Genomic DNA, 26,860 nt, shown 5'->3' on the forward strand with positions numbered 1-26,860 from the left:
CCAAAATTTAATTTAGTCGAACCCGATTGCCGTCTTGCAGCGGTTCACTTGATTCTACGATGATGTCGTCTTGCGGAGAGAGCCCCCCAAGGACGATAATCACTTCTTCGTTTGCGTCTCCCGTCGTCACATATGCTTTCTGTACCTTATAGGTATTGCCGAGCGAGCTTTTGTTCTCGCGAACGACGAATACGTAACTTCCCGTACCGTCTTTTTTGATCAGCTCTTTGCGAATGACCAGCCCTTGTTCCTTGGCCGACTTTTCCAAAGCAACGCTCACTTGCTCGCCTCCTTGAAGACCTTCGCCCGATACCGAGACCACGATCGTTTTCTGGCTCTGCGAACCCTTCTCTTCGCCGCCGTTCATCGATCCGCCTTCATTGCCGGGTTGCCCTGCCGCCCCACCTCCTCCGCTTCCGGACGGCGCATCTTTGATTTCGACGATTGTTCCATCCACTCGTTTGTTTTTATCCCCTTTCACGTCGACGGCAACCTTCTCTCCGTTTTGCAACAAGGCGGCGGAAGCGTCATCCGCGACGAAATAGAATTGAAATCCGCTTCCGCTTTTCACCAACGTCAATACGGACTGTCCTTGGGGAACGTTTTGTCCTTCTTTTGCCTTCAAGTCTGTGATCCTTCCATCAGAAGGAGCCTTCAAGTTCATCTTCTCGGACAATTCTTTGCGCATGCTTTCGATTTTTCGCTGCGCGATATTCCGATCCAGTCGATCGCTTTCCAGGTCACGTTCCGCCTTGCGAGTCGCCTGCGCGTTTCCCCCTTGCTGGGCGGTGATAAATTGCTCCTTCAGCGCCTCTCGGTTCAAGTCCATTTTTTTCAGTTGATCTTCCGCATCCATAAGCTGCTGTTTCAGGTCCGTGCTATCGAATGTAACAAGAGTCTGACCTTTTTTTACTTTTTCATCTTCTTTGACATGAACTTTGCTTACCTGCCATCCACTATCGCTTACCAAATTCATTGTTTCTTTTGGAGCTATAACACCGCTGCCTTTAATAAGATGGGAAAGTGTTTTTTCGACGGGTTTTTCCGTTGCCACTTTGGGCAGCATAGCGGATTGAAGGGTATTGCTGAATAACGTCAATCCGGCCAATACGATAAAAAACAATACGAAAAGAATGCTAGCCAGTCGTTGTCGACGGATTACCATCTCCATGATCTCCTTCCATTCTGTAAAATCTGAATCATCAACCCTTCACGCCTGAAAGTTGGATACCTTCGATAAAGTACCGTTCGGCGCATAAGAACAAGAGCACCATAGGCATCATATATACAACGGATGCCGCAAACGAGACGCCAAGAGCATCTTCCTGCAAGCGAGACAGAAATACGGACAGCGGCTGCAACCCCGCATCCTGCAAGAAGATGAGCGGCTGCTCAACCATATTCCAGTAGTCGGCGAACAAGAGCACGACAAGCGCAGCAATTCCCGGTTTGACCATAGGCAGAGCAACCGTTACGAATATCCGCAAGTATCCGGCGCCGTCTATCTTCGCCGCTTCGATATAAGCCGAATGAATGTGAAGCATGAATTGCCGCAACAAGAACACGCCGAATGCTCCGAATATGCCGGGTAGAATGATGGAACTGGGGGTATTTAACAGCTCCAACCGATCCGCCATGATGTAATTGGGCACGAGGGTCACCTGAAAGGGCATCAACATCGTGATCAAATAAAGGAAGAATAGCGATTCCCGGCCAGGAAAGCGCAATTTCCCAAAGGCAAAGGCAGCCAACGTCGCTACTATGACTTGTCCGACAATAATAGGAAGCACCATGAATACGGAGTTCCAGAACATACGTAAAAACGTCGATGTCGAGACCAATACTTTTTTGAATTGTTCGAAAGAGACCCAATCGGGAATCATTTTCATATTGACTAAGACGCTTGTGTCGGTTTTTCCGAGCATGCCGTAGTTCGCTTGTATTTCTCGTTCGGTCATAAATGCATTATCGAACGTCAGAATAACGGGAACCAACATACATGCCGCGACCGCGAGCAACAGGATCGTCCGAAACAAAGGCATGCCAATGGCTTTTTTCACTTCAATCTACCTCCCGAAATGCTTCCCAAAGCGGGTTGCCTACTCCATATAGGAACGAAACGCTCGCTCCGTGCGGAACAGCACCGCTACGAGCACTAGAATACTGGCCGCCATCAATACCGCCGCTGCTGACAGCTTTTGAATATCAAGCGATAGGAACATATTGTTCATGTAATGCTGCATCATGTAAATCCGATCATGCGGATAAGCGCCGGCAACCAGATAGGTCTCGCGGAATACTTTGAAGGAGTTCAATATGGACATCAATACAACCAGAAACGTGGTAGGGGTCAAATACGTCAAGGTGATGCTCAGCTTGCGCATACGCCCTGCCCCTTCCAAATCGGCGATTTCATAATATTGATCCGGAATGTTCTGCAAGCCGGCCAGGAACAGGACGACGTTGTATCCGATGTTTTTCCATACATAGATCAGAACGATAACGAGCCCGGCCCAATCCGATTTCATCCAGTCGATACGGCTCGAACCGAAATGCTGTAACACGGCATTCAGCGCCCCGTTCCAGTCGAACAGGATTTGCCATACCAGCACGATTGAAGCCACCGGCACGACAAGCGGCAATACGTAGGCCGTACGCAGCCAATCCCGGAAAAAAACTCTCTGGTTCAAGAGCAGCGCCAAACCAAGCGATAACACCAACAGCAACGGTACGCTGATCGCCGTAAACAAGAAAGTGTTGGTCGCGGCTTTCTGGAACGAAGAACTAAGGAACAGTTCCCGGTAGTTGGATAACGTAAAGCTGCCTGGCCCAAGCCGATCTTGAAACGAGGTCAACACGCTCTGGGCGAACGGGATGAGATAAAAAACGGCGAATCCGGCCAGGCTTGGAATGAGAAATCCTAACGCAACGAGAAACTCCCTGCGCGCCAAACGCTGAATTTTCATAGATTTTTTCCTCCTAGCTGCTTAACACGATTGCGTGGAATCACAACATTTAGTGTACAGTCAACTTCCGGCAAAACTTCGGAGAAAGTGTGGAAAAAGTATGGAACCCGGTCACGAGTATGATAATTTTGTTACAATGATGAGGATCAATCGTATGGGAGGCATCGAATGAACGCATACCAAATCGCCATAGTGGACGACGATATACAAATTCGCGAAATCGTGGAAGCCTATATGCAAAAAGAAGGATATCGAACGATTTCGTTTCCGTCGATCGAAGACGCGTGGGAATTGTGGAAAAGCGATCCGCCGGACATGTGGATCCTTGATATTATGCTTCCGGGAATGAACGGCTTTGAGTTTTGCCGCCACATTCGCAAGGGGGCGGAAGTCCCGATTATTATGATCTCCGCGCGGGATGAGGAAGTCGATAAAATACTCGGCTTGGAATTGGGGAGCGACGATTACTTGACCAAGCCGTTCAGTCCCCGCGAATTGGTCGCGCGCGTCAATCGTCTGTTCCATCGCTTCAGTTCGATCAAACAAACGAAAGATCTCCCGATCGCTGCCGCCTCCCCCCGTACGCAGTTGGAAATCGGCGAGCTCCGGCTCCTCTTAGAGGAAAGGCGCGTATTTTGGCATGATGAGGAAATCGTAATGACGCTTAAAGAATATCAGTTGTTGCAAACGCTTGTCGAACATCCCAATCGGGCCTTTTCCCGTAATGATCTACTTACTTTGATTTGGGGAGACGACTATTTCGGAAGCGACAGGGCGATTGACGATCTGGTCAAGCGACTTCGCAGAAAAATAAAGGAACTCCCGGTCGAAACGGTGTGGGGACACGGTTACCGGCTACGGACGGAAGGAAAGGCGGAATAACATGAAACTGATCTATCGTCTCCATCTGTCTTTTGGACTCTTGCTTATTTTCATTTTGGCGGTTACGGCTACCCTCATCTATCCTTTGCTGCTCGACACCTTGGTCGAAAACCAGCGGAAGGATCTTCGCGAACAAGCCAGCAGGTTGATGACGTCGACGTTGGCAACTCCCCTGATACCAGCTAAGAAAACAGAGCCAGCGCAATTACAAAAAGCAATTCCACTGGCTCCGACGACACAAGCCGTTTTGGCCGCCCCCGGTGATAAAGTTTTCTTCAGCACGTTGACCGAGGAAAAAGCGAAGGAACTTCTGGATATCGCCAAGCAGGTTAATCCCCAGACGGGCATCTCGCAAGGGAAAGACGGAAAATATATCGTAGAAAAGTTTACGCTCCCTCCTCAAAGCGGACAACCAATGAGCGCTATTACAGCCGTAATGGCAACTCCGTTAAGCGAAGTCAAATCGATGCAGCTAGCCTTGTTTCAGCGCATGATGATCATCTTGTCCATAGGCGGAATCATGGCTTTCCTGCTAAGCATGGTGATCACAAGACGAATCGTAAAACCGCTCACGGAATTAAGGAAGGAACTGAAGAAGGTAGAAAACCGGAATTTCAACGAAGTTCGGCTGATCCGGTCGGGCGGCGAAATCGGGGAAGTCGCGAGCAGCGTCTATCAACTCGCGGGCGAACTTGATAAGTATCAACTCAGCCAAAAGCAGTTTTTTCAGAACGCTTCCCATGAGTTGAAAACGCCGTTGATGTCGATACAAGGTTATGCCGAGGGGATTAAAGACGGTATCTTTACGGGAGAACGAGCAGACAAAGGCTTGGACGTCATCGTGAACGAATGTGAAAGACTAAAGAAAATCGTGACGGAGATGATATTGCTCGCCAAGTTGGAAAGCGAGGACGTAATCTTTAATATGGATAAAGTTCCAATACAGAACTTGATTAACGAAGTGATTGAACGAATTAATCCGCTTGCCTTCAAAAAGGGATTGACAATTGAGTCAAACTGTAAAGTCAGCGAAAAAAATATATATATTGTGGCTGACCGCGAAAAGATATTACAGGCGTTAATCAATATTACTGGTAATGCAACACGCTATGCCAAAAAAACCATCAGCATCAATGCCGCCGCTGGCGATCATACAATCGATATCGAGATTACCGACGATGGAGAAGGAATTCCTAAACAGCTCCTCCCCTTTTTATTTCAGCGATTCACAAAGGGAAAGGGCGGAGAAACCGGTTTAGGCTTGGCTATATCCCGCGCGATTGTCGAGCGATGCCGCGGACAAATCACAGCCGCCAATCTTCCAAGCGGTGGAGCAGCATTTATTTTACGTATTCCAAGATCGAGATAAGTTATATCCCGAAGTTGATCTTTTACTTTCTTGAGAAAATAGTAAAGGTGGTCCTTGGACGATCATTGGGAGATACCATTGTACCGGCCCCATTATCGTTACTGAAAACGAAGGCCGGTATTAAACCGCAGCACGATTTCCGTACCGATTTCCTGCGTGCTGCTAACGGTAATCTCCCCTCCATGCGCCAATGTCAACTGTTTGGCAATGCTCATGCCTAATCCGGAACCGATCGTTTTTTCTTCCGAATTCGTGCCCCTGAAATACCTGTCGAACAAATTGTCGAGCGTAGCCTGATCCATCCCTATTCCATTATCCTTAATGGCTATGGAGAACCAGTGGTCTGCTTCTTCGCCTACAGTAATATCAATACGGATATCGGGAGGATTATGCTTTAGCGCGTTCGAAATCATATTATCGATGATGCGAGTGAACCACTTGGGATCAAGTGAGAATAGTATCGGTCTGTGAGACGGGCGGAACGTAATTTCATACGCCTCGTTCTGCGGATCGTTGATGAAATGGACGACGGTTCTGCGGACGACCTCGTTCACCTCCAGCCGTTTGCGCTCCAGAGGCAGGGCATCATTTTTCAATCGATAGGTCAAATTTAAATCATCGATTAATTCGGAAATAAACCCCGACTTCTCGCGCAACGTCTTGCCGATCATCCGCAGCTCTTCCTCCGACCATGGATAATGTGCCGATTCAAACAAATGAGCGTAGCCTTTAATTGAAGATAAAGGTGTTTTCAAATCATGAGATATGCCAACGATCCATTCTTCCCGTGTCCTTTCCGACTGCGCTCTCAGATGTTCGTTTTGCCGCAGTTGCTTCATTAATCCGTTTAACGAATCGACAACCTCCCGAAACACACGAAAAGATCGCTTCAGCTTGCCGCGACGGTCCATTATGTAGCTTCTGCCTTTCGCATCGTGGAGCTCGGTATAGTCGCCTGCAGCCAGTTTCTGAATGAAGACAATTATATATCGAAACGGCCGGCCTAAACGCCCAGCATACCAAATCGCAGCCAGCAGGACGAACAACAGAATACCCGCACCGTATAAGGAAATGAGTCTTCCCATAGGATATGCCGCCTTGACGTCGTCTATGGCGGAGCCGACATCTGCCTGCACAATCCATGTCTGCTTCGCGGAAGGATCATAATGGATAAATTCCCGACCTCTGCCCCTGCGGGCGTCCGCCTTGTTCCCGAGCAGATCCTCAAGCGACATTGTGGGCTTAGCGGCTTTCCCTTCCCCATAGGTGCGTGTAAGCCGTCCTTCTGCATTATAAATTTGCAGTCCGCCTGATTGCTGACGTAATAATTGTTCCCCTTTGGCCAATAGTTTTTCTCCGTCCCACTCGCCCCTTAGCAACTGAAACAGCGCTTTGGCGGCGTTTTTTTTACCGACAACGACTACATAGGATTGCCCGTTCTTTTCCTCTCTGCTTATCGTTACATCATATGGAAAGGCCAAGTCCTTTTGCCAGAAAGATACCAGCTCCCCCGGAGCATACCGATCAGGCACATCCGGAGGGGTTGCGGAGGAAGCCAATACGCCGCCGCCCGAATCCAGTACTTGAATCCATTCTCCCCGTTCCTCCATCCCGCTGAGCCATTGGGGAGCAAGCCGGACTTTTGAGTTATCGATTGAAAAAGAATACCGAAGTTCGCTCCGGCTCTCGCTGGTCGCATACCGGGCTGCCGTCTCGCCTTCCATTTGCATCCCGACGTAGACCAGAAATACGGCCGTGCCGACAATCAGCACCGCCATGATAAACGCGATTTGGGCAATAAACGTATAAGTGAGACGGCGAGCGATGCGATTCATGCTTCCCTCTCCTTGTAAATCAGCTTGTATCCAAGTCCGCGAACAGTCAACAAATATTCTGGGTTTTTCGGGTCTTTCTCGATCCGCTCACGAATGCGTCCAATATGAACGGTAACCGTATTGTCGTCGCCCATGCTTTCTTCCCCCCACACGGCCTCGTACAGCTGATTTTTGGTGAAAATTTGATTTGGATGTTTACAGAAATACAATAGCAGTTGATATACTTGAGCCGGGCACGCAACCGGCTTTCCTTCCACCAGCAATTCTCCGGCTCGCTCGTCTACCTGAAACCGCCCGAAGTGATAGACGGGATTTGGGATGACGGAAGGCCTTCCGTTGTCGTACTGATACGGTTTCGTACGGCGCATCTGCGCTTTCATTCGGGCGACAACCTCAAGCGGGTTGAACGGCTTCGTGATGTAGTCATCTCCTCCCATTGCGAACCCCGTCAGTTTCTCGAGATCCGATCCTTTTGCCGTAATGAACAAGATCGGGGCATCCGTCGTTTCCCTAAGGAATGGACATAATTCGAACCCGTTTCGATCCGGGAGCATGACATCCAGCAGGATAATATCGTATTTTTTTTGCTTACACAGTTCCAGTGCCTGCTGTGCCGTTCCCGCACTGTCTATATGCCGAAAGCCTTCTTTTTGCAGCACCATTCGCAGCATTTGCACAATAGAAGGCTCATCATCTATCAGTAATATTATCGTTTCTTCCATTCGCATCGTTTTTTTCGTCCCTCCTCGTAGCTAGTGTATCACGAAAAACGTCTGCTCCCGATTCTTAAACAGCCTTCCAAGAAAAATTTATCTACTCGTTATCTTCTGTTTCGCGGTCCGTTAGGCAAAGGGTTTATACTCAGGTAGCATATCACGACAAATCATTCAACCTATATTGCCCCAAGGAGGAACTACCCTTGCTATCTGTTTGGAAAAAAGAATTTATTCAGTCGTTTCGCAGCATTTTCTCGTTGATCACGATTTCCATTTTTATAGCCGTATCGTATTACTTGTCGGATTTCGTATCCAAAAGCAGTTCCATGATCGGAATCGAGCTTGCCGAAGCCGGTTACGTGGGCGGGCTTGTTTTTCTAATCTACATGATGGGTTTTTTATTTATATTCTCCATCTTTCACGATACGATCAACAGGGAAACAGAAAGTCGTACGATTCGGTTTTTAGTAACCAAAACGTCCAGAATGTCGATTGTGCTCGGGAAGCTACTCGGCATATTATCGTACTGGATTGTCTGTCTGCTGCTGTCTTTCGGGATCATCGCTGTCTTTTCCCATCAATTTTACGGAAAAACCTTCGGAAGCTTGTTCGTCATGCTGCTGTATATGGTGTCCTTGTGCATTATGATGTCGTGCCTGATTCCGAAGCGTTCCTTATCGATGTTCGCCGGATTGCTGGTCGGTCTGGCCATTCCTGTGCTTGGCATTTGGAGTCTGTTCTCCGAAAAGCTGTGGCTGAAGGCTATAAAATATGTTACCCCATATCATTACATGATCGAAGGCGGGAAGTGGGGTTGGGCGGTCGTCGTTCTATTCGCGGCAGGGATGATCGGGATCGCGATAATCAACCTGAACAGGAGGGATTTATAAAATGCAGGTCATTCTTACGAAAAACTTAAAAAAATCCTATCGGCAGCACGAAGTGGTGAAAGGAATCAGCCTGCAGGTGAACGAGGGGGAAATCTTCGGATTTCTGGGCAGAAACGGCGCGGGAAAAACAACGTTTATCAATATGCTGACAGGGATTGTCAAACCGTCCGGAGGGGAGTTTCATATCCTAGGTGCATCTGGCAAGCAGTTGGACAAAGTGAAGTGCGAAGTGGGAGTGTTACCGGATTATACCGAATTTTATTCGAACGATTCAGCTTTGGAGCATCTGCAATATTTCACCGGTTTGCAGAAACGGAAAGTAACCCGACAGCAATGCATGGATGTGCTGGAGCAAGTCGGATTGAAGAATGCCGCTTACGTCAAAACCAAAAAATACTCATTCGGAATGAAGAAAAAACTGGGAGTAGCCCAAGCGATTATCGGAAATCCCAGTCTGATCTTTCTCGACGAGCCTACGTCCGGCATGGATCCGGAGTCGGCCATCGAAATCCGGCATTTACTCGTTTCGTTATCAGCGCAAAAGAAAACGATCTTTATGACTTCCCATAACTTGTCCGAGGTAGAGAAGCTTTGTACCCGCATTGCCATGATGAAGGATGGAGTCATATCCGGCCTCGGAACGGTCGAGCAACTTCAACAGCAGTTTCAGGCGAAGGTCGAGGTGACGATCCGGCTTTGTCCCAAAAGCGAGTCGTCCTATCGATCAGCAATCAACGAGATCGAGTCTTTTTGCAAGGTTACAGGATGGGATCGGCGCTATATTGCGGTGGAAGTCGCGGATGATTCCGATATCGCCGCTATGGTCCGATTATTATGCTCCCATGGAGTCGATATATTCGAGGTTCAGGTCAATCGGCCTTCCTTAGAGGAAATTTTTATGCATGGATGAATGCAGAAGGGAGATCGTTCCCGGGCATTTGTTCCGTTATCATAATACTCAATTAAGGTGAACTTTTAGGTTCCCTTTTGTATGCTTCGGCGTTTGATTTTTACTAATATGCAGCAGCCCGTGCCACTCCCTTGATGGTGTACAAATCTGTTCAACAAATCAGCGGTAGTCAGTTCAAGGCTGCCGCCATTGGTAATACTGGGGTCAGTCTAAAACTTATTTTTCAATAAAACCGACTTAGCGCATTTCATGATTCTAGCATGACAAGGACTAACAACTGAAATATCGTTTATTGCCTAGAAAACGTTGACGTAAATTCAACGAAAAAAGAGACTGCCCGTTGCAGTTGCGTGGTGATGCAACTTACGGGATAGCCTCTAGTCGTAATTAGAAGTTAATGTGTCCAAATTAAAATTTGGTCCACCTTAGATGTAGATCATCCAGGGGTGGGTAGTATTACATCAATTGTCGTACCTTTATTAATAACACTGTTAATATGCATTCGCCCTTTATGTTCGTTAATGATCTTATAACACATCATCAAGCCTAATCCAGTTCCGTTATCTTTAGTGGTAAAAAAAGGTTCGCCTAAGCGGGTAATAATGCTCTCATTAATCCCTGAACCTTCATCAATGAAACGAATGAGGAGGTTATCTGTTTGGACAATGGCTTTGATACGTATAATTCCGCCATTCGGCATCGCCTCAATCGCATTTTTTAATATATTTACGAATACTTGCTTAATCTCAATTTCGGAACTCTCTACCAAAGGAAAATTGTCCTTTATTTCAACATGGAATTGGATATTATTCAGAGTAGCCTGAGCCTCCAGTAATGTTACAACGCTTCTCAGAATTATCCCTATATTATTTTCCTGAAAGCTTGTTGCATGTGGTTTCGAAATAATTAAGAGCTCACTTACAATACTATTGATGCGATCTATCTCGGAAATCATTATATCGAAATATTCTGATTTTCCTTCGTGACCAGATAGGAATAGTTGTAAAAACCCACGCAGCGAAGCTAATGGATTACGGATCTCATGTGCAAGTCCAGCAGCTAACTGGCCAACAACATTCAATTTATCTGCTTTCCGAAAAAATTCTTCCGATTTCTTTCTTTCAGTTATATCCCGGGCGATACCTGTCAAAGCAACAACTGCGTTCCTCGCATCTTTTATCGGTGATAAAGTTAAGAAGACATGTATCAATTCACCGTCTTTTCGTTTGCGCATCGTTTCAAAGCTTATAGCTTTTGTTCCAGTAAGTACTGGTTTGCAAATTTCTACAAGGCTATCATACAAATTTTCAGGAATATTAGGCAGTTTCTTACCGACGAGTTCTTTCTCAGACCAACCGTATATTTTTTCGAATGCGTCGTTAACTCGAATAACTTTACCCTCTATATCTGTAATACATACGCTGTCTACGGAATTCTTAATAACAGACTCTAACAATTCTTTCGTTGCTCTTAGTTCTTCTTCGGATCTCTTTCGTTCGGTAATATCGACACAGGAAGCGATTACTTCGATCACTTTGCCGAATTGCCTAATTGGTTGTAGTGATGCCATATAATATACTCCATTCAATTCGCCCTCATATATAATATCTTCATTCCCTTCCCATGCATCCCTATAAAATGTTTCTTTATATATTGCTAATTCAGCGGAAATAAAGTCCCTTAGTTCCCTTCCGATAACGATCCTCGGTGTTAAGCCTATTTTAGTTAACAATTTCCCTGCAATAAATGTATGAATATACCGACCGTTTACTTTTTTGAATTTAAATGTCATGCCTTGCTGTTTCATGAGAGTTTCTCCTATCTCTTCACACGAGAACTGCAGGGAATCTTCCGGAAAATTTTCCATAGGCTCTTCATTCTCCTTATTTGATATAAATTAATAAGAATTTCGTTATGATGAAATGATATTCTACATTAAACGTTTTTCCCCTTCTTATTATACTCTCTGAATTTCATTTGTTACTTTCAGGACTTATGTAGATAATTACAAAAAAAGTATTTTTTATAATTCCCTTAAATAAACAAGCCGTGGCGTCATTAAAAGACTCTTAGGCCAGTGATTGGAGATAAGGCTTGCAAAACGCCGCACCTCTGTGTCAAATTCAAGGTAGTTTCGCTTTGAACCCTTGTGGTTACTTACGCGAACCTGGCAACGAGCGTGGATGAACCCCTTAACCATTTCGCCATGGGTGTGGCTCTCATCACGCGTTTTTTCTTTGTTTACCTTCCATAAGGCATAGCCAAGGAAGGTAAATGCGCGTTGTTGTACGCACAAAAACTGCTCCGTCCTTTATGCCGTTAAGAAATAAGTTCAATTTCTCAAGCGTATCCCGATGATTGATTGTCTCCTCATAACTAAGCAAGAGTTGATACAGGTGTTAAGGGAGTTCCTCCTGCAGTTTGCCCTGTAGCATTATTTGCTTTAAACGAAGGGCTTCAATCTTAGAAATCTTGCCGATGTGCTTGGCATGCTCTTGAAAACGATCGTCTAGCACTAACTTCATCCATTCAGGCAATTCGTCATAGTACTATATGCTACCCTCAAGATACTTTGCAAAATTGTTGGCTTTGACGCATTTCAGCGATTAGTGAGTCACGTTCGTCACGGATAACTTCAAATTCTTTCCCAATCTCGACACGGCGAGCTAGCGTTGTCTCCTAACGGCTGTGTTCTAACAACCGGTAATATGAAGCCGAGCAAGGCTAAGCAATTGTTAATTGTTCCGAAACTTCATCTGATATGATAAGCCCTACAAGTGACTGGTTGTTCATACGGATGACCTCCCTACAAAAATTGTAGTTGTATAACAACTTCCTTTTATAGTATTTTCAAGTAATTCCATCGAAATAGTTGTATTTATTACATAACTGCAACTACGACAAAAAATGCCCATGCGTGTGAACGCATGAGCTTGGTTTCGTTTACCACTATACGTAATTGGCTCACAGGGACAGGACAGCTCCTGCAGTTGAGCTGACAACCATAGCCCACAACGTCTCAAGCACAGCTGACACAAAGAGCTTTGTTTTCATACGTATCCCCTCCTCGGTTTGAACAGAAACGACTCTCATACTGATGTACCGTAAGCGTCAAATAAGAACGTGTATTGAAATAAAAAAAGAGCAAAGCTCAGGTATTGGACCAGAGGCTTTGCTCTATTTGCATCTATCTCGAATTTCTGGACTCCAAGGAAGGTAATCATCTAACCATTCCGGATGCTGATGAAAGGCTACTGCCGGTAACTGTTTAAAGAGATAAACAAGATATTAATAAAGATTAAGACCATTGACCTTTGCGGTCTCGACCATACTGTATGGCAGCACTTGCCGCTGCTCCCTTAGGACTACCACTACTTTTAAAATTACCCTGAATTGAATTTTTTGGACTGTTTGTATTTATTATTTGAGGGATGCATTTAACTGAATAGTTTTCTCTATCGTCGTTGATTTACCCAATTTATTAGTTGCCACAATGGTGAATTTGTTTTCACCTTCAACTAAATTAACTGTTTTCGAGAAGTTACCATCCCAGTCTACGTTTACTGTTTCTCCGTTAATTGTGACAAAGGGATAGGTATCATTTTTATCTTTTACCGTGCCACGTATTGTTGCTGTACTAAGTTCTGAACTTGCTGGAGCCTGTGTTATCGTTAGAACAGGTACCCCAACACCAAATGTTATTGTTCGCTCTGCTGTTGAAACTTTACCCAATTTATTAGTTGCCACAATGGTGAATTTGTTTTCACCTTCAACTAAATTAACTGTTTTCGAGAAGTTACCATCCCAGTCTACGTTTACTGTTTCTCCGTTAATTGTGACAACGGGATAGGTATCATTTTTATCTTTTACCGTGCCACGTATTGTTGCTGTACTAAGTTCTGAACTTGCTGGAGCCTGTGTTATCGTTAGAACAGGTACCCCAACACCAAATGTTATTGTTCGCTCTGCTGTTGAAACTTTACCCAATTTATTAGTTGCCACAATGGTGAATTTGTTTTCACCTTCAACTAAATTAACTGTATTCGAGAAGTTACCATCCCAGTCTACGTTTACTGTTTCTCCGTTAATTGTGACAACGGGATAGGTATCATTTTTATCTTTTACCGTGCCACGTATTGTTGCTGTACTAAGTTCTGAACTTGCTGGAGCCTGTGTTATCGTTAGAACAGGTACCCCAACACCAAATGTTATTGTTCGCTCTGCTGTTGACACTTTACCCAATTTATTAGTTGCCACAATGGTGAATTTGTTTTCACCTTCAACCAAATTAACTGTTTTCGAGAAGTTACCATCCCAGTCTACGTTTACTGTTTCTCCGTTAATTGTGACAACGGGATAATTATCATTCTTATCTTTTACCGTGCCACGTATCGTTGCTGTACTAAGTCCTGAATTAGTTGGAGCCTGTGTTATCGTTAGAACAGGTACCCCAACACCAAATGTTATTGTTCTCTCTACTGTTTTTGATTTGCCTGATTCGTTAGTTGCGACAATGGTGAATTTGTTTTCACCCTCAACCAAATTAACTGTTTTCGAGAAGTTGCCATCCCAGTCTACGTTTACAGTTTCCCCGTTAATTGTGACAACAGGATAGTCATCATTCTTATCTTTTACCTTACCACGTATTGTTGCTGTATTAAGTTCTGAATTAGCTGGAGCCTGTGTTATGTTTAGCACAGGGGCTCCTATTTTATATTCAACGACTTCTTCAAGGACTTTTTTCTTTGCACCTTTGACAGCTTCAATTTTAAATGTTTTTGTACCTTCTTCTTCAAATGAATGTAACACCATACCACCAATATAGCCTTCATCTATCCAGCTCATCATAACTGCCTTGCCATCAACAGTAACCTTTGTACCTTCCTCTGCTACAATTGAAAGTGTTATATCACCAGCATTACTACCTTCAATAATTTCAGTCGAGATTTCTATTTCCGTATTCATTGACCCTACAGCACTCTTTGTAGCACGATTTAGTAAAACCACACTTTGCGCACGCGTTATAGGTCTTTGTGGGCCAAATGTACCATCAGTAAATCCCTGTATAAGCCCTCGCTCTGCTGCCACTCCTACCAGTTCAACTAACCCTGGCGAAATATCCTCAGCATCTACAAATTTACTAAATACATAATTCCGATCCTGTAGATCCTTTTCAGTTAATCCCATCATCATTACTAGTGCAACTGCCATATCTTCTCTCGTTGCAGCTTCCTCTGGACGAAAAGTAGGTTTTCCTCCAAATGGATTCGAATAACCAGTTAGAAAATCTTTACTCACTTCTATATAGGGTGATGACCATCTCGTTTTAGGTACATCACTAAATGTTGAATCCTCTGGTTGAATTAATGGTGCCTGAAAGGTTAATACTAGCATTTTGGCGAACTGTTCTCTAGTAACCATTTTGTCGGGCTGAAACTTTCCATTACCTGTACCCTCTACAATACCCAACTTGCTAAAATATTTAATTTCTTCCATTGCCCATTCGTAATTTTCAGTAACATCTGTAAAAATAATAGAATCCTTATTCTCAATTTCATCTGCATGAACAACCGCTACAGAGCTAAATAGCATGCATACTAACAGTACTATTAAAAAAGCTTTTTTAAATTTCATATCACTCACTCCTCGACTCTTATATATTATTTCATAATAAAAACAGTGATTATGTCCATTTAAACCTAGTTAATCGTATTTCGCCCCCCATTTCCCTTTAAAAAACAATACCCGTGTCTAAGGAACTATTAGCTAGATGTAGTTTATACTACCAAACTATCTTTGTCTAGACTAATGGACTATTCCATGTATTGTTCTATGTAATGAATTTAAGCTGGAACTTAGACTCATGTTTATCTGGTAGCATAACTCAATCGCAAACTCAAGTAGCTAAATTTAGAATTTCTTAAACAAGTTTTTGAGTGTCTCGTCAGTCACATTTGCTCAATGTATTGTGCATCTGCTTATCGCAACAATATCAAGATCATCAACTCTTCTATCGTCACCCTATTTTTGTAAAAGCATATGATTTCGACAACATCAACTAAGTAGTGTTTGATTGATACTGAGAGAGTTGCATCTCGCACACTGGCCTAATTAAGTAATAAGTGTACAGCAGCAAGGGACGAATAAGCCCCTCGTTATTTTTTCCTGCAGTTATTTAACACTCAGCCTCATATACAATGTTCCATCTATATCAGAAACAGTTGCCCGTTCAGTATCTATTAGTTCTGAATGCTTAAATAAATATGCATAAACCTCGTCGAAATAAATCTGGCTTTTGCCAGTTGATGTAGTTTTGAACACTAATAGGGCATTCTCAATCATGCAGGTTGCTTTAGCTTTGTCAACAAGCTCGACTATTCGCTCGAAATTTCGAACATTCATAATCCCAATAGCATTCATAGGAATGACCTCTCTGTTACAAAAAAGCTTATCAAGGGTCTCCTCATCTTTATTAAATAGATTTTCACGCTCAAGATGTAAGACTAGGTCATTCCAGTATTCCCCATCAAAATTATTCCACCATGTCAGATCCATTGGGCGATTCTTTCCATTGTAGGTGTCTTCCGTAAAAGGATGATACCCTAACATGGATCCAAGTCTAGAAAAATACTCAATCTCCGTCATTGTGAATGAATGTTTGCCATGATGTATAGTTAGGTTAAATGTATGGTAGTTACGAACATATCCATCGAATAGCTTCATTAAGTCTAGTTTCATATTACCCTCCGTATCGTTAAATCCAAATCAAAAACTCCGCTCTCTTTTCATCGAACACCGCTTGGGTTATGAAATTTAATTCAAGCAATTCTTTAAGCTTTTTCATCCCATCCTATAGCCCTTCATCCAACTGAGTATAGCGAGTTATGATGTTTTCCACTAGAATGGAGAATTGATATAATTCCATCATCTAAGCTTTCCTCAATTGTGCGATTACACTGTCTGTGTACATAGACGGATATCTGTCACACTTATCATTAAGTAAGCGTCTTATGAAATTAATGTGTGATAATATTGCACCTGTTGATCTAATTGTTTTGGGTAACTGCTCCTTGACCAACGGTAACATTTGTAACGCAGTCTTCGAATTTCCATGTTTATTAATGACAAGGGCATATGCCATGTCCTCTTGAACTGTATATTGATCACTCATTAATCCTCTCTCCTTTATCTACTTTTCACAGAATATTATGCTATATCAAATTAAATTATATTTAACTATATATTTAATATGGATCAATTTAGCCTGATAAAGTTCATTATTCAATATCGCCATTTTTCTAGAGAGGAAGCAACTTATTTACTTGTGGAGAGCTGGAAAACTCGCAAACCTTATTGGCTTGCGAGTTTCCTCTAATTTTCTCTAAATTATTGACTGACATTATTAGTCACGGTTATTAAGTGAGTAAAGCTTCCGCCCATAGTATTATCTACCTCTGTGCGTCCTACTGGGTAACTAGTAATTGTCACTTCGTCACCAACTTTAATACTTCCACTGGGAACCATACTAAAGAACTCCACTATTGTGCCCTCATAGGTCTCAATAACAATATCAGAGGCTAAGCCAGCTTTATATGTATCACTACCTGGCGGGAAGTCTTCGACTACTGCTACCACACCTGTGAAAGTAATAGGAGTTCCATAATAATTCCAAGGAGTTTTAATGACAGCCTCAGTATCCACGTACTCTCCTTGTGGCATATCCTTCAAGACACGTAACATTTCCACCGCAAGAAAAATATTTCCATTTTCAACCGCATCAACTTCACTGACATTCCACTCTGGATTTTTGAGTTTCTCTTCCTGAGCTTTAAGCTTCGCTTCTTCCTCAGCCTTTTTCTTAGCCTCTTTCTCAGCCTTTTTCTTTTCTTCGGCTTCTTTCTTTGCCGCTGCCTCAGCATTCTTCTTGTCTTCAGCTTCCTTTTTAGCCTGTTCCTTTGCTGCCTTATCTGCTTCTTTCTCTGATTCAGTTGAAACTTCTTGTGCAGTCACTTCTCCTGAAGATGCTGACTTATCAGCAATCGAATTATTCGAATCTTCTGCATCAGGGGTTAAAGATAAAGCAACTATAAATACTATGAAAAGCACACCCGTAACTAAGAATTGAATTTTCGCCTTTCCATTCTTCCGAAATACAGATACAATTGCGATAATAAGAAAAATGAAACAAGCTAACAATGACAATAGACCTATAAAAGCTAACATTGCATTCTCCCTTTTCTGTATATTTAATGCTATTGTACTATATCAGTCGGGATTTAGCGATAGTTGGAATAAAAAGAAATTCTTTCAATTAAAGAGAACTCATGATAACCGAGCTCACGATGTCAATTATATCTGTATTTAAAAAATGTAGACATAATGTCTACATTTTCTTTTCACAAACTCGTACCATAATTCTTGTGTCTACAATCCGTCTACAATTTCCGACCACAGAAAAACCCAGTCCTCATGCGGACTGGGTTTTCATGGTGGAGGCGAGGGGATTTGAACCCCTGTCCGAAGATCACGCCACACGGCTTTCTACGGGTGTAGTCACGAATTTGATGTCACCTGAGCAGACGCTTCGTAACCAGCTTCCGTTCAGGTCAGCCTGATTGCCTTCTTCAGCACACCCCAGGCGGAGATGTGACAGCGTATCCCACTAAAGTTGGGCCCTCATCCCGGTACATGGGCGATACAGAGCGAGAGCACGTGTGCAGGTTATTAAGCTGCTACAGCGTAGTTTGTTTGTTGTTTGCCGTTTAATAGGCTTTAGCGTTGATGAAGCAGACGACTCCCTGCTACCCGCTGGCTCGCGCTCGTCCAATCCCCGTCGAATCCATAAACGCCCCCGATGCGGCATAAACGTCACCCTGTCAGCCACTTCGCATATAGCGAATAACTAAACAGCCAACGATTAGCACAGATCACTGGGACTCCAGGATTAACGATGAGGCGACTACTACGAGTCGTTCATCCAGAACTTCATGTCTTGCGACTTGCCAGTCTTGCTCGTTGCTACAAACTTAGTATACCACGCATCCATGCAGAATGCTCGGAATTGTTGCTGGCAAAGCTGGTCTTAACAACCATGTAAAGCTGTTCCTCGGCTTAACGAGCCACCTTTTGCTTCTCCCGAAGAGCACGCTGAATGTCGCGCTGCGCATCGCGTTTGGCTGCGGTGTCGCGTTTGTCGAACTGCTTCTTGCCTTTGCCCAAGCCGATTAGCAGCTTTGCATAACCGTTCCGAACGTAGATCTTGAGCGGCACGATCGCGTAACCGTCGCGTTTGACCAAACCCAGCAGCTTGTGAATCTGCTCCTTGTGCAGCAGCAGCTTGCGAGCCCGAGTAGGATCAGTCGGATTATGCATATTGCCTTGCTCGAACGGACTGATATGCATATTGTGGATGAACATCTCGCCGTCTCGGATCGTCGCGAATGCATCTCCGATATTCGCCCTGCCGTTCCGGAGCGACTTGATCTCCGTGCCCATCAGCACCATGCCCGCTTCGAAAGTCTCCTCGATGAAGTAGTCATGGGATGCCTTCTTGTTCTGGGCAAGCACCTTGCCATCGTTTTTCTTAGCGCCCATGCCATTCACCTCGTTTTCGGTCAGCATCTCCAGCCATAGGCTTGCTGGTGTTTTTCATTGTAACAACTTTGTATAGGGAAATCAAGGATGCTGCGCCGTACCATTCGGCTTAAAAGATCCTCTACCGATGACGCCCTGCATAAGTCCCATAAAAACCAACCAAGAACGAGAAAGACCGCCCTCAACCGGATGGTCAAGGACGGTCTCATCGGAATTAAGCTATTACAGCTTAACTACGTTTTCAGCTTGAGGACCGCGGTTGCCTTCAACTACGTTGAACTCAACGCGTTGGCCTTCTTCAAGAGTTTTGAAGCCTTCGCCAACGATTGCGGAGAAGTGTACGAAAACGTCGTTTCCGCCTTCAACTTCGATGAAGCCGAAACCTTTCTCAGCGTTGAACCATTTAACTGTACCTTGTTGCATGTGGAATTACCTCCAAAAAGTGTATTAATATGCGCCTGTTTCGTTATTAAACAAAAAATTCACACATTGGAAAGGGTTTCATGACTCTAATGACACCCTTTTCAATATGTGAATTCAGGTTCATATCATCGATTCGATTGCCTTTAGTTTATAATACCCGCCGCCAAAAAGCAAGCGACAAGTCTAAATATATTTTCCCAGTTCATCCAGCCGACAGCGCGCTCCGGCATCACGGGCACTACGCCCCTCCAACACCGCGTAATTGCCCGTAATACTGAGCATTACCGTCTTATTATATCCTCTGCTTCCTTATCTTATACAAGACTATTTGCGATTTTTGCGAACGAATGCAGCTGTCGCGTTGCCGCCGCTTTTCTTCTTCCGCTTGCTCTTTACCGGACTGCCTGCGCTCGGGGCAGCCTCGCCGCCATTCCCGCCAGCCTTCCCGGCGTTGAATATGCCGCTCGTCGACGTATTCTTGCGACGACCGCCGCCTCCGCCTCCGCCGCTCGGACCGCGGCCGTTGCCTGCTCTGCCCTTGCCGCCTCCCGGCTTGCCACGGCCACCGCCGCCGCCTCGTTGGCGGCTGTTGCTATAAAAGAAGCCGTCGTCGTCGCCGCCATGCCCGCCGTCGCCTCCGTCATCCCGGCCGCTGCGACGCTCAGGCCGTTCTTCGCCCGACGGGATCGGCATTCCCCACATGTCCTTGCGGCTCTTGCCGCCTGCGGACAAGTTAATGCCCCCGCCTTCAGCGCCCTGCTCTCTCGAACCTCTCGAGCCGCGTCCTTCGCGAGCTCCCTCCCGCGCATCGGAATCGCCGCTCGCACCCTCGCGAGTGCCTGCTCCGTCCTCGCCTTCGCGGTATTCCACCCAACGGTTCTCCGCGTCAAATGCGCCGCCGCCGTTTACCCAAGGATTGGCTCCGCCCGATCCGCCTTGATCCGAACTGGAACCGGCACCGCCACGCCCGCGTTTGCCGCGCGCTTCCTGCCCAACTCCGGCACCGTTCGCAGCACCGCCACCGCGTCCTCTGCCTTGTGCATTCTGCCATGCCCCCGAGCCAGCACCTGCATCACGGCCTCTTCCGCCCTGCGCCGCTCCTCCAGGGCCACGTCCGCCTGCTGCATTGCCGCCGCGGCCTCGACCGCCTACAGCACCGGCGCGTTCGCCATTCCCGGCTCCTCGTCCAGCGCCTCCGCGCCCGCTATCGCCGCGGCTGCCGCCGGCGCCGCGTCCGCCTCGCCCATCATCGCTTCGCTTGCCGAAGCCGCCGCGTTTGCCCCCACGTCCGCCTCCTGCGCCGAAGCCAGCGTCGGCTACGCCTTTGTAGCTGCCCCGAGGTTTCATGTCGACGAGCTCAAAGTCGATATTGTACTCATCCATGTCCACGCGCGACACGCGGATCTTCACTTCATCTCCGATTCGGTATACTCGGGAGGTGCGTTCGCCGATCAATACCATATGAAGCTCGTGGAAGTGGTAGTAGTCGTCAGACATATCGCTCAGCCTGATCAGACCCTCTATCGTGTTCTCCAGCTCGATGAACATGCCGAAGCTTGTCACGCTGCTGATAATGCCGTCGAACTCCTCGCCGACCTTATCCAGCATGTACTCGCACTTTTTCAGCCGGTCCGTGTCCCTCTCCGCATCTACGGCGAGACGTTCCCGCTCCGAGGAATGCTGCGCGATGTCCGGCATACGTGCCGTCAGCGCCTCATGCCGCGCCTCCGTCAGCGCCCCGCCGCCTTCCAACACCTCGCGAATGATGCGATGGATGACCAAATCGGGATAACGGCGGATCGGCGACGTAAAGTGCGAATAAAACTCCGCGGCCAGACCGAAGTGGCCCAGACTCTCCGGATCGTATTTCGCCTGCTTCATGGAGCGCAGCATCATCGTCGAGATAACCGTCGCTTCCTTCGTTCCCTGAATCTCCTCAAGGAGAGTCTGCAGCGCGCGCGGATGGACGGAGTTGCCCTTGCCGCCCTTGACGACGTAACCGAAGTTCGCCGCGAACTGCATGAACGTCATCAGCTTATCCTGGTCGGGATCCTCGTGGATCCGGTACAGGAACGGCACGCGCAGCCAGTGGAAATGCTCCGACACCGTCTCGTTCGCGACGAGCATGAACTCTTCGATGATTTGCTCCGCAACGGAGCGTTCGCGCTTGACGATGTCGATTGCCTTGCCGTTCTCGTCCACGAGAACCTTCGACTCCACGAAGTCGAAATCGATCGCGCCGCGCTTCATGCGCTTGGACCGCAGCCGCATCGCAAGCTGTTCCATCAGAGCAAACATGTCGAGCAATCCGGCATAACGCTCTTTCAGCTCTGTTTCCGGCTCCTCTTCGGTTGCCGTCAGCAACCGTCGTACATTGGAATACGTCATTCGCTCCGTCGTCCTAATGACGCTCGTAAACACATCGTGGCTCACGCGCTTCAACGTCTTTGCGTCAAATTCCATATGGCAAGACAACGTCAGCCGGTCTACCTGCGGGTTCAACGAACAGATGCCGTTGGACAGCCTGTGAGGCAGCATCGGAATTACGCGGTCCACGAGGTACACGCTGGTGCCTCTGCGAAACGCTTCCTGATCCAGCGCGGACTTCTCCCGCACATAGTAACCGACATCGGCAATATGGACGCCCAGCAGGTAGTTGCCGTTCTCAAGCACTTTCACATGTACGGCATCGTCAAGATCCTTGGCGTCTTCGCCGTCGATCGTGACGATGACTTCGTCGCGCAGGTCCCTGCGCCCCTGATCGCGAATCTCTTCCTCGGTAATCTTATCCGGTGCCGCTTCGGCCTCCGCCATTACATCATCCGGAAAACCTTCCGGCAGCTGGTGCTTGCGAATGATTGACAAGATATCGACGCCGGGATCGTTTTTGTGTCCCAAAATTTCGACGATCTCGCCCTCGGCCGCCGAGCGCCCTTCCGGATACGAGATGATGCGTACGACGACCTTCTGTCCCGTGACCGCACCCTTGAATTCGCCCTTCGCGATAAAAATATCCCGGTTAATCCGTTTGTCGTCCGGGATAACGAAGGCATATACCTCGTGGTTCTCGAACGTGCCCACGACCTGCGTGACAGCACGCTGCACGATGCGCGCGACCTCGCCCTCCATGCGGCCGCCGCTTTCGCTCTTCGACGTGATGCGGACGAGCACGATGTCGCCGTTCATGGCGCTTTTCTGATCGTTGGCGTGAATGTAGACGTCGGGATGATCCTTCTCGTCCGCGATGAGGAAGGCGAAGCCTTTGGCGTGGATCTGAATCTTGCCTCGAAGCAGGTTCATCCGCTCCGGCACCCCGTAACGCTCGGTACGCGTACGGAGCACCTTGCCCTCTTCCTCCAATTTGTTGAGCAGCTTCAGGAATTCCTTGAATTCCGCCGCTCCCTCTATGCCGAAGTGCGCCTCCAGCTCTTGGTACGTCATCGGCTTGTAAGCCGTCTCTCTCATAAAATCAAGCAGTTCCTGCTCGCGTTCCACCATGGATGGCCTTCCCCTCGTGAACCGCCGCTTCTCGCCAGACTAGCAGGACGCTAGCAGCATTCGCGGCCGGTTGATAGATAGTCATATACCATGTAGTATACACGAAATAGGAGCCAATCAATCTTTCATGCAGAATATTTTGCCAAGCGGCGCCTTTGTCATGTCAGTTGCGACCTATTGCAGTTGCGCTAGCAGCCTGCCCCGGATATCCCCAAGCGTATGCTCCCGCACCAGCTTCCCGTCCACGAATACATCCTCCAGCAGATCGACCTCCGGGAAAGCCTCGTACTGCTCTCTGCTGAGGTTATCCACATAGGTTATGACGCCTTCTTTTTCGATGACGCGTACAAGCCCCGTTTGCGACTTTTTCATCTTGTTGCTGTCCGTCTTGGGATCTTTGAAAATAAGTCTCTCCTCTCCGTTTACCACTGTAAACGTCGACTTCAGCGCGAAGCCGAACGTATCCCGCGTATTATACTGGTACGTAAACGAGCCGATGCCGTAGACCATGTTGGTCGACGCGAACCCTTTGGCCGCCAGCTTCTCGCAGATCTCCCTGCAACGGTCGATGGTGATGGCGTCGCCGTAGATGGCGCCGATGTGGCTGTCGAGCTGCTTGTAGCCCTTCTCCGTAACCGTGCCTCCGAAAATTTCCCACAGCAGCTCGATTACGCCCTTACGCTCGAACTCGTCTTCGCCGTCCGGGTCGCCGCAAAGGATAAGTACGGGATCGCCGCTGTCCGGACGAATGACGACTTTGCCATCGCGGCTAAGAATGTCCTCTTTCAGCCCCCGAATGACGACGTCGATGACGCTCCACAGATCCCATGTGTCCGATACGATCGACACGAAGCCGTTCGGGTACACTTCCTTGATGAGGTAGCGGTACGATGCCATCTCGTCGCGGCCGTGCGCGCACATGACGCTGTGCTCCGTTGCCGGGATCGACGTGCCGACCAGCTCCGCCTCGATATTCGCGCCGTAGTAATTCTCCAGGTAAAGAATCGCCGGGATGGTGTCCGTCCCCGTGAACGACAGCAGGTGGCCCGCCCCGCTGCCCATCGCCGCCTCAAGCGAGCCCATGCCTCGCATCGAGAAGTCATGCCCCTGGAAAGGGACGAACGACGTATCGCCATTCGTGCGGAGCGCGTATTCCTCCAGGATTTGACGATACTCGAACGCAAGCGTCGCGCTGTTGGCGGGCATCCACAGCTGGCACGACATCAGCGTCTCCAGGTAGTTCGTCAGCCAGAAGAACTCCGGCTTCGTATTCTCGATCGTCAGCATCGGCACCTTGATCGGCACAGGCGTGCCTTCCTTCACCGCTTTGATCCGGATCGGCAGGTAACCCAGACCGTGCAGCTCCGCGATGTGGCTGGCATCCGGATCCGCGACGCCCAGCGCGTGGCGGATCACCCGGGCGTACTCTTCGACAACCGCCGTTTTGGGCCGCCCGAAGAAATGTTCGTCGAAGTAAGCGATCAGATATTCCTTAATAAAAGCCTGGAAACCGAACGCGATTACATGCACCACGTCCGCGAGGCGGCTCGTTCTTGCCGTCCAAGTCGAGTAGACGAGCTCCGTTCCCTTCGGATATTGGTTTTTGTGGCTTACCTTATAGAAGTCGCACAACAGCGTTGCCGGGTATACGAATTTGTCAGTCATGATAGAATCCCTCCGATTTCAGTTACACGAATACGTTCCGTTCCTTGCGCCGCGTCCAGAATCGTGTCGGTCGTGAACACCTTGTCGACGAGCCCGCTCCCCAGCATATCTCCTTTGAAAACAGCGTCTTCGCAATGGCCCACCAGCAAGTAAACTTCCGAAGCCCCGGCCTCTCTTAGCCTCTCGGCGCTCCGGAGGAATGTCCCCCCGTAGGAGCATAGATCATCGACGATGATGGCTTTAAATTCTGTTGTGTCGATGTTCCCGACAAGCTCCAGACTGCGAATTTCGCCGGTTTCGAAGTCCCGCGACTTAAAGCCCACCAGTTGCTTAAATCCCTTCACCTTGCTATAACGCTTCTGCGCCCCCGCATCGGGGAAAAACAAGATGTCTCGCGAAGCGTCGAAGCCCGTCTCTTCCATCACCCGTGCCAGCAGCAAGGACGTCGGATATTCTGCCTTGCTCCGGTCTAGCAGCGCGGTTGTTACGTCGGAATGCGGCTCCACCACCGTAATCTCCTCGAAGCCGAGTCCGTTCAGGAAGGACGCCGTATGCTTCAGCGTGAAGACGGAGTCTCCTTCCGTCCGGTCCATTCTGCTGTATGGCATGTATCGAATGAGCAAGGATACCTTACTCCGCATCTCGTCCAAGTGCTTCTTAACGAACATCAGCTTGATGAGGTCGCCATCGTTCCCGTATTTAAAGTCGAGCAGGTTGTTCTCTCTAGCCAGTCCTTTGATCTCTCCGCCGTCCACCAGCGTCTCCCCGTTCGGGAACGTCTTGAACGTCAGCCGCACTCCGTTTAACGCGATCATGTCGGTACACCCTCCAACAACTTCTATTTGATATTATCATATTGACTATATCAATAATTGTCAACCATCTTCCTGAAAAATAGGCTAATCGCCTTATCCAAAATAGTCCGTTTGGGCTAAAGTACAATAAAAAAACAGCTAAGTCGCCTCTTCTTTCCGGGCAGAAAAAAGCACCCTGACGGGTGCTTCAATCGCTCGGATGTGCAAGGCTGTCCTTCTGGCGGGCAAGACCATCTAAGCAACTTTTTTCTATATTTCGGCCCTATAACGGCACCTACAACATTACCTTCTGCCCTAGCTCGGCGCTTCGAACAGCGCCGAACACCATGTTCACGCTTTTAATATTGTCCAGGCTATCCGTTTCTGCCGGACGTCCTTCCTCAAGAGCGGCGAACATTTCGTCCAGGCAACCTGGATGACCTTCCGCACCGTGCCACGTATTTTCACTTTCGATACGAAGCTGCTCCCTAATGAAACCGTCGGGCTTGTCCGGGTTTGCCCTTTCGCCGTACGGCATGGATTGGCCGTCCCAGCGCACGCTTCCTTCGCTGCCCGTAATCCGCCAGTCCGCTTCCCAAGATGTGTTCAAGCCCTCCGCGCACCACGACCCCCGATAAGTAAACACCGACCCGTCGCTCATTTCGAAGATGCAGACGGCGGATGCATTGCCTTTGTACCATGAACCCGGAGGGTTGTATTCATGACAGTAGACGGATACGGGATCCGCTCCGCTGATGAACCGGGCTTGGTCGAACGTGTGGATTGCCATATCGACGATGAGCGGACTTTCCATGGCATCCCGGAAACCGCCAAAGTGAGCGCCGATAAAGAAGTCCGCATGAAGCGAGCCTACCTGTCCGATGCTGCCCGATCGCAGCATCTCCCGCAACGCCCGAATTTGCTTTAGATAACGCCGATTCTGCATAATGGCGTACCGCTTGCCGGTCGCCTGGCTAAGCTCCACGATCTCCAGCGCGTCGTCGTAAGACTCCGCCATAGGCTTCTCGCCGAACACATCACAACCAGCGCGCAACGCTGTCGTCACGATCTCTTTATGGCTAGCCGGGATCGTCACGTCGAATACAAGATTCGCCTCCGTCACCGCCAACGCTTCGCCAAGACTCGTAAAGACAGGCACATCCAGCCCCCGCTTCGCCGCCATCGCCTTGGCCGCCTCCTCATAGATATCGACCAAGCCAACAATTTCGGCATTCTCCCGCTGAGCCGCATAATCCAGCCACGCGTTCGACATGCCTCCGCAGCCTGCTACCACGATTCGATGTTTCATCGCCATTCC

General features: G+C 47.7%; 19 protein-coding genes and 1 other RNA gene. 4 read left to right on the plus strand and 16 right to left on the minus strand.

Annotation, left to right across the window (positions count from 1 at the left end):
- Positions 1-7: 7 nt before the first annotated feature.
- From KJW29_RS24205 to KJW29_RS24215, 3 genes are read right to left on the minus strand one after another with little or no spacing between them, the layout of a single operon-like run.
- Complete coding sequence (locus KJW29_RS24205; RefSeq protein WP_214626569.1) at positions 8-1,165, minus strand: efflux RND transporter periplasmic adaptor subunit; 1,158 nt, start codon at positions 1,163-1,165, stop codon at positions 8-10.
- 37 nt (positions 1,166-1,202) lie between these two features.
- Complete coding sequence (locus tag KJW29_RS24210) at positions 1,203-2,042, minus strand: carbohydrate ABC transporter permease (RefSeq protein ID WP_214631295.1); 840 nt, start codon at positions 2,040-2,042, stop codon at positions 1,203-1,205.
- A 57-nt stretch (positions 2,043-2,099) separates the two neighbouring features.
- Complete coding sequence (locus KJW29_RS24215; protein WP_214626570.1) at positions 2,100-2,966, minus strand: carbohydrate ABC transporter permease; 867 nt, start codon at positions 2,964-2,966, stop codon at positions 2,100-2,102.
- Positions 2,967-3,134: 168 nt separating this feature from the next.
- Here KJW29_RS24215 and KJW29_RS24220 point away from each other — a divergent pair, with 168 nt between their 5' ends.
- Together KJW29_RS24220 and KJW29_RS24225 are read left to right on the plus strand one after the other, a co-directional pair.
- A complete protein-coding gene (locus KJW29_RS24220) occupies positions 3,135-3,848 on the plus strand; it encodes a response regulator transcription factor (RefSeq protein WP_214626571.1) in 714 nt (237 codons plus the stop codon).
- Between the two features lies 1 nt (position 3,849).
- Entirely contained in the window at positions 3,850-5,217 is a 1,368-nt protein-coding gene (locus KJW29_RS24225; protein ID WP_214626572.1) for an ATP-binding protein, read from the plus strand.
- A gap of 98 nt (positions 5,218-5,315) precedes the next feature.
- Here the strand turns inward: KJW29_RS24225 and KJW29_RS24230 are convergent, their stop codons facing one another.
- Positions 5,316-7,052, minus strand: a complete 1,737-nt coding sequence (locus KJW29_RS24230; RefSeq protein WP_214626573.1) for a HAMP domain-containing sensor histidine kinase — start codon at positions 7,050-7,052, stop codon at positions 5,316-5,318.
- Positions 7,049-7,774, minus strand: coding sequence for a response regulator transcription factor (locus KJW29_RS24235; RefSeq protein WP_214631296.1), 726 nt, complete (start codon positions 7,772-7,774; stop codon positions 7,049-7,051). Before KJW29_RS24235 ends, KJW29_RS24230 begins: the two co-directional genes overlap by 4 nt.
- Before the next feature lie 197 nt (positions 7,775-7,971).
- Here KJW29_RS24235 and KJW29_RS24240 point away from each other — a divergent pair, with 197 nt between their 5' ends.
- Both KJW29_RS24240 and KJW29_RS24245 read left to right on the plus strand, forming a co-directional pair.
- The gene (locus KJW29_RS24240; protein WP_214626574.1) at positions 7,972-8,658 is read left to right on the plus strand and encodes an ABC transporter permease; all 687 of its coding nucleotides are present in this window, start codon (positions 7,972-7,974) and stop codon (positions 8,656-8,658) included.
- 1 nt (position 8,659) lies between these two features.
- On the plus strand, positions 8,660-9,568 hold the full coding sequence (locus KJW29_RS24245) for an ABC transporter ATP-binding protein (RefSeq protein WP_214626575.1): 909 nt from the start codon (positions 8,660-8,662) through the stop codon (positions 9,566-9,568).
- A 436-nt stretch (positions 9,569-10,004) separates the two neighbouring features.
- On the opposite strand, the gene KJW29_RS24250 is transcribed toward KJW29_RS24245, so the two are convergent.
- The 11 genes from KJW29_RS24250 to KJW29_RS24300 form a co-directional block, all read right to left on the minus strand.
- Positions 10,005-11,375 (minus strand): PAS domain S-box protein, encoded by a 1,371-nt coding sequence (locus KJW29_RS24250; protein ID WP_214626576.1) that lies wholly within the window; start codon positions 11,373-11,375, stop codon positions 10,005-10,007.
- Between the two features lie 1,613 nt (positions 11,376-12,988).
- Positions 12,989-15,202, minus strand: coding sequence for an S-layer homology domain-containing protein (locus KJW29_RS24255; protein WP_214626577.1), 2,214 nt, complete (start codon positions 15,200-15,202; stop codon positions 12,989-12,991).
- 537 nt (positions 15,203-15,739) lie between these two features.
- Positions 15,740-16,306, minus strand: coding sequence for a hypothetical protein (locus tag KJW29_RS24260; protein ID WP_214626578.1), 567 nt, complete (start codon positions 16,304-16,306; stop codon positions 15,740-15,742).
- A 648-nt stretch (positions 16,307-16,954) separates the two neighbouring features.
- The gene (locus KJW29_RS24265) at positions 16,955-17,791 is read right to left on the minus strand and encodes a hypothetical protein (protein ID WP_214626579.1); all 837 of its coding nucleotides are present in this window, start codon (positions 17,789-17,791) and stop codon (positions 16,955-16,957) included.
- 264 nt (positions 17,792-18,055) lie between these two features.
- Positions 18,056-18,421: a transfer-messenger RNA gene (ssrA, locus tag KJW29_RS24270) on the minus strand.
- 258 nt (positions 18,422-18,679) lie between these two features.
- Positions 18,680-19,162, minus strand: coding sequence for an SsrA-binding protein SmpB (gene smpB, locus KJW29_RS24275; RefSeq protein ID WP_087572268.1), 483 nt, complete (start codon positions 19,160-19,162; stop codon positions 18,680-18,682).
- Between the two features lie 222 nt (positions 19,163-19,384).
- Positions 19,385-19,585 carry a cold-shock protein gene (locus KJW29_RS24280; protein ID WP_068678946.1) on the minus strand — a complete coding sequence of 67 codons (201 nt, stop codon included), beginning with the start codon at positions 19,583-19,585 and terminating at the stop codon, positions 19,385-19,387.
- Between the two features lie 324 nt (positions 19,586-19,909).
- Entirely contained in the window at positions 19,910-23,080 is a 3,171-nt protein-coding gene (rnr, locus tag KJW29_RS24285; RefSeq protein WP_214631297.1) for a ribonuclease R, read from the minus strand.
- A 177-nt stretch (positions 23,081-23,257) separates the two neighbouring features.
- The gene (locus KJW29_RS24290; protein WP_214626580.1) at positions 23,258-24,748 is read right to left on the minus strand and encodes a nicotinate phosphoribosyltransferase; all 1,491 of its coding nucleotides are present in this window, start codon (positions 24,746-24,748) and stop codon (positions 23,258-23,260) included.
- Positions 24,745-25,563 carry a ribose-phosphate diphosphokinase gene (locus KJW29_RS24295; protein WP_214626581.1) on the minus strand — a complete coding sequence of 273 codons (819 nt, stop codon included), beginning with the start codon at positions 25,561-25,563 and terminating at the stop codon, positions 24,745-24,747. Before KJW29_RS24295 ends, KJW29_RS24290 begins: the two co-directional genes overlap by 4 nt.
- A gap of 274 nt (positions 25,564-25,837) precedes the next feature.
- On the minus strand, positions 25,838-26,857 hold the full coding sequence (locus KJW29_RS24300; protein ID WP_214626582.1) for a Gfo/Idh/MocA family protein: 1,020 nt from the start codon (positions 26,855-26,857) through the stop codon (positions 25,838-25,840).
- Positions 26,858-26,860 lie beyond the last annotated feature (3 nt).

The organism is Paenibacillus agaridevorans (genome assembly GCF_018604145.1).
In the GTDB taxonomy this organism is placed as follows: domain Bacteria; phylum Bacillota; class Bacilli; order Paenibacillales; family Paenibacillaceae; genus Pristimantibacillus; species Pristimantibacillus agaridevorans.

Excerpts from the sequence above, each read along its gene's own strand:
- KJW29_RS24260 (WP_214626578.1), bottom strand. The coding sequence starts at position 16,306 with ATGAAACTAGACTTAATGAAGCTATTCGATGGATATGTTCGTAACTAC.
- KJW29_RS24280 (WP_068678946.1), bottom strand. The coding sequence starts at position 19,585 with ATGCAACAAGGTACAGTTAAATGGTTCAACGCTGAGAAAGGTTTCGGC.
- KJW29_RS24230 (WP_214626573.1), bottom strand. The coding sequence starts at position 7,052 with ATGAATCGCATCGCTCGCCGTCTCACTTATACGTTTATTGCCCAAATC.
- KJW29_RS24210 (WP_214631295.1), bottom strand. The coding sequence starts at position 2,042 with ATGCCTTTGTTTCGGACGATCCTGTTGCTCGCGGTCGCGGCATGTATG.
- KJW29_RS24295 (WP_214626581.1), bottom strand. The coding sequence starts at position 25,563 with ATGATCGCGTTAAACGGAGTGCGGCTGACGTTCAAGACGTTCCCGAAC.
- KJW29_RS24235 (WP_214631296.1), bottom strand. The coding sequence starts at position 7,774 with ATGGAAGAAACGATAATATTACTGATAGATGATGAGCCTTCTATTGTG.
- KJW29_RS24225 (WP_214626572.1), top strand. The coding sequence starts at position 3,850 with ATGAAACTGATCTATCGTCTCCATCTGTCTTTTGGACTCTTGCTTATT.
- smpB (WP_087572268.1), bottom strand. The coding sequence starts at position 19,162 with ATGGGCGCTAAGAAAAACGATGGCAAGGTGCTTGCCCAGAACAAGAAG.
- KJW29_RS24290 (WP_214626580.1), bottom strand. The coding sequence starts at position 24,748 with ATGACTGACAAATTCGTATACCCGGCAACGCTGTTGTGCGACTTCTAT.
- KJW29_RS24245 (WP_214626575.1), top strand. The coding sequence starts at position 8,660 with ATGCAGGTCATTCTTACGAAAAACTTAAAAAAATCCTATCGGCAGCAC.
- KJW29_RS24250 (WP_214626576.1), bottom strand. The coding sequence starts at position 11,375 with ATGAAACAGCAAGGCATGACATTTAAATTCAAAAAAGTAAACGGTCGG.
- KJW29_RS24300 (WP_214626582.1), bottom strand. The coding sequence starts at position 26,857 with ATGGCGATGAAACATCGAATCGTGGTAGCAGGCTGCGGAGGCATGTCG.
- KJW29_RS24215 (WP_214626570.1), bottom strand. The coding sequence starts at position 2,966 with ATGAAAATTCAGCGTTTGGCGCGCAGGGAGTTTCTCGTTGCGTTAGGA.
- KJW29_RS24265 (WP_214626579.1), bottom strand. The coding sequence starts at position 17,791 with ATGTTAGCTTTTATAGGTCTATTGTCATTGTTAGCTTGTTTCATTTTT.
- KJW29_RS24220 (WP_214626571.1), top strand. The coding sequence starts at position 3,135 with ATGAACGCATACCAAATCGCCATAGTGGACGACGATATACAAATTCGC.
- KJW29_RS24255 (WP_214626577.1), bottom strand. The coding sequence starts at position 15,202 with ATGAAATTTAAAAAAGCTTTTTTAATAGTACTGTTAGTATGCATGCTA.
- KJW29_RS24205 (WP_214626569.1), bottom strand. The coding sequence starts at position 1,165 with ATGGTAATCCGTCGACAACGACTGGCTAGCATTCTTTTCGTATTGTTT.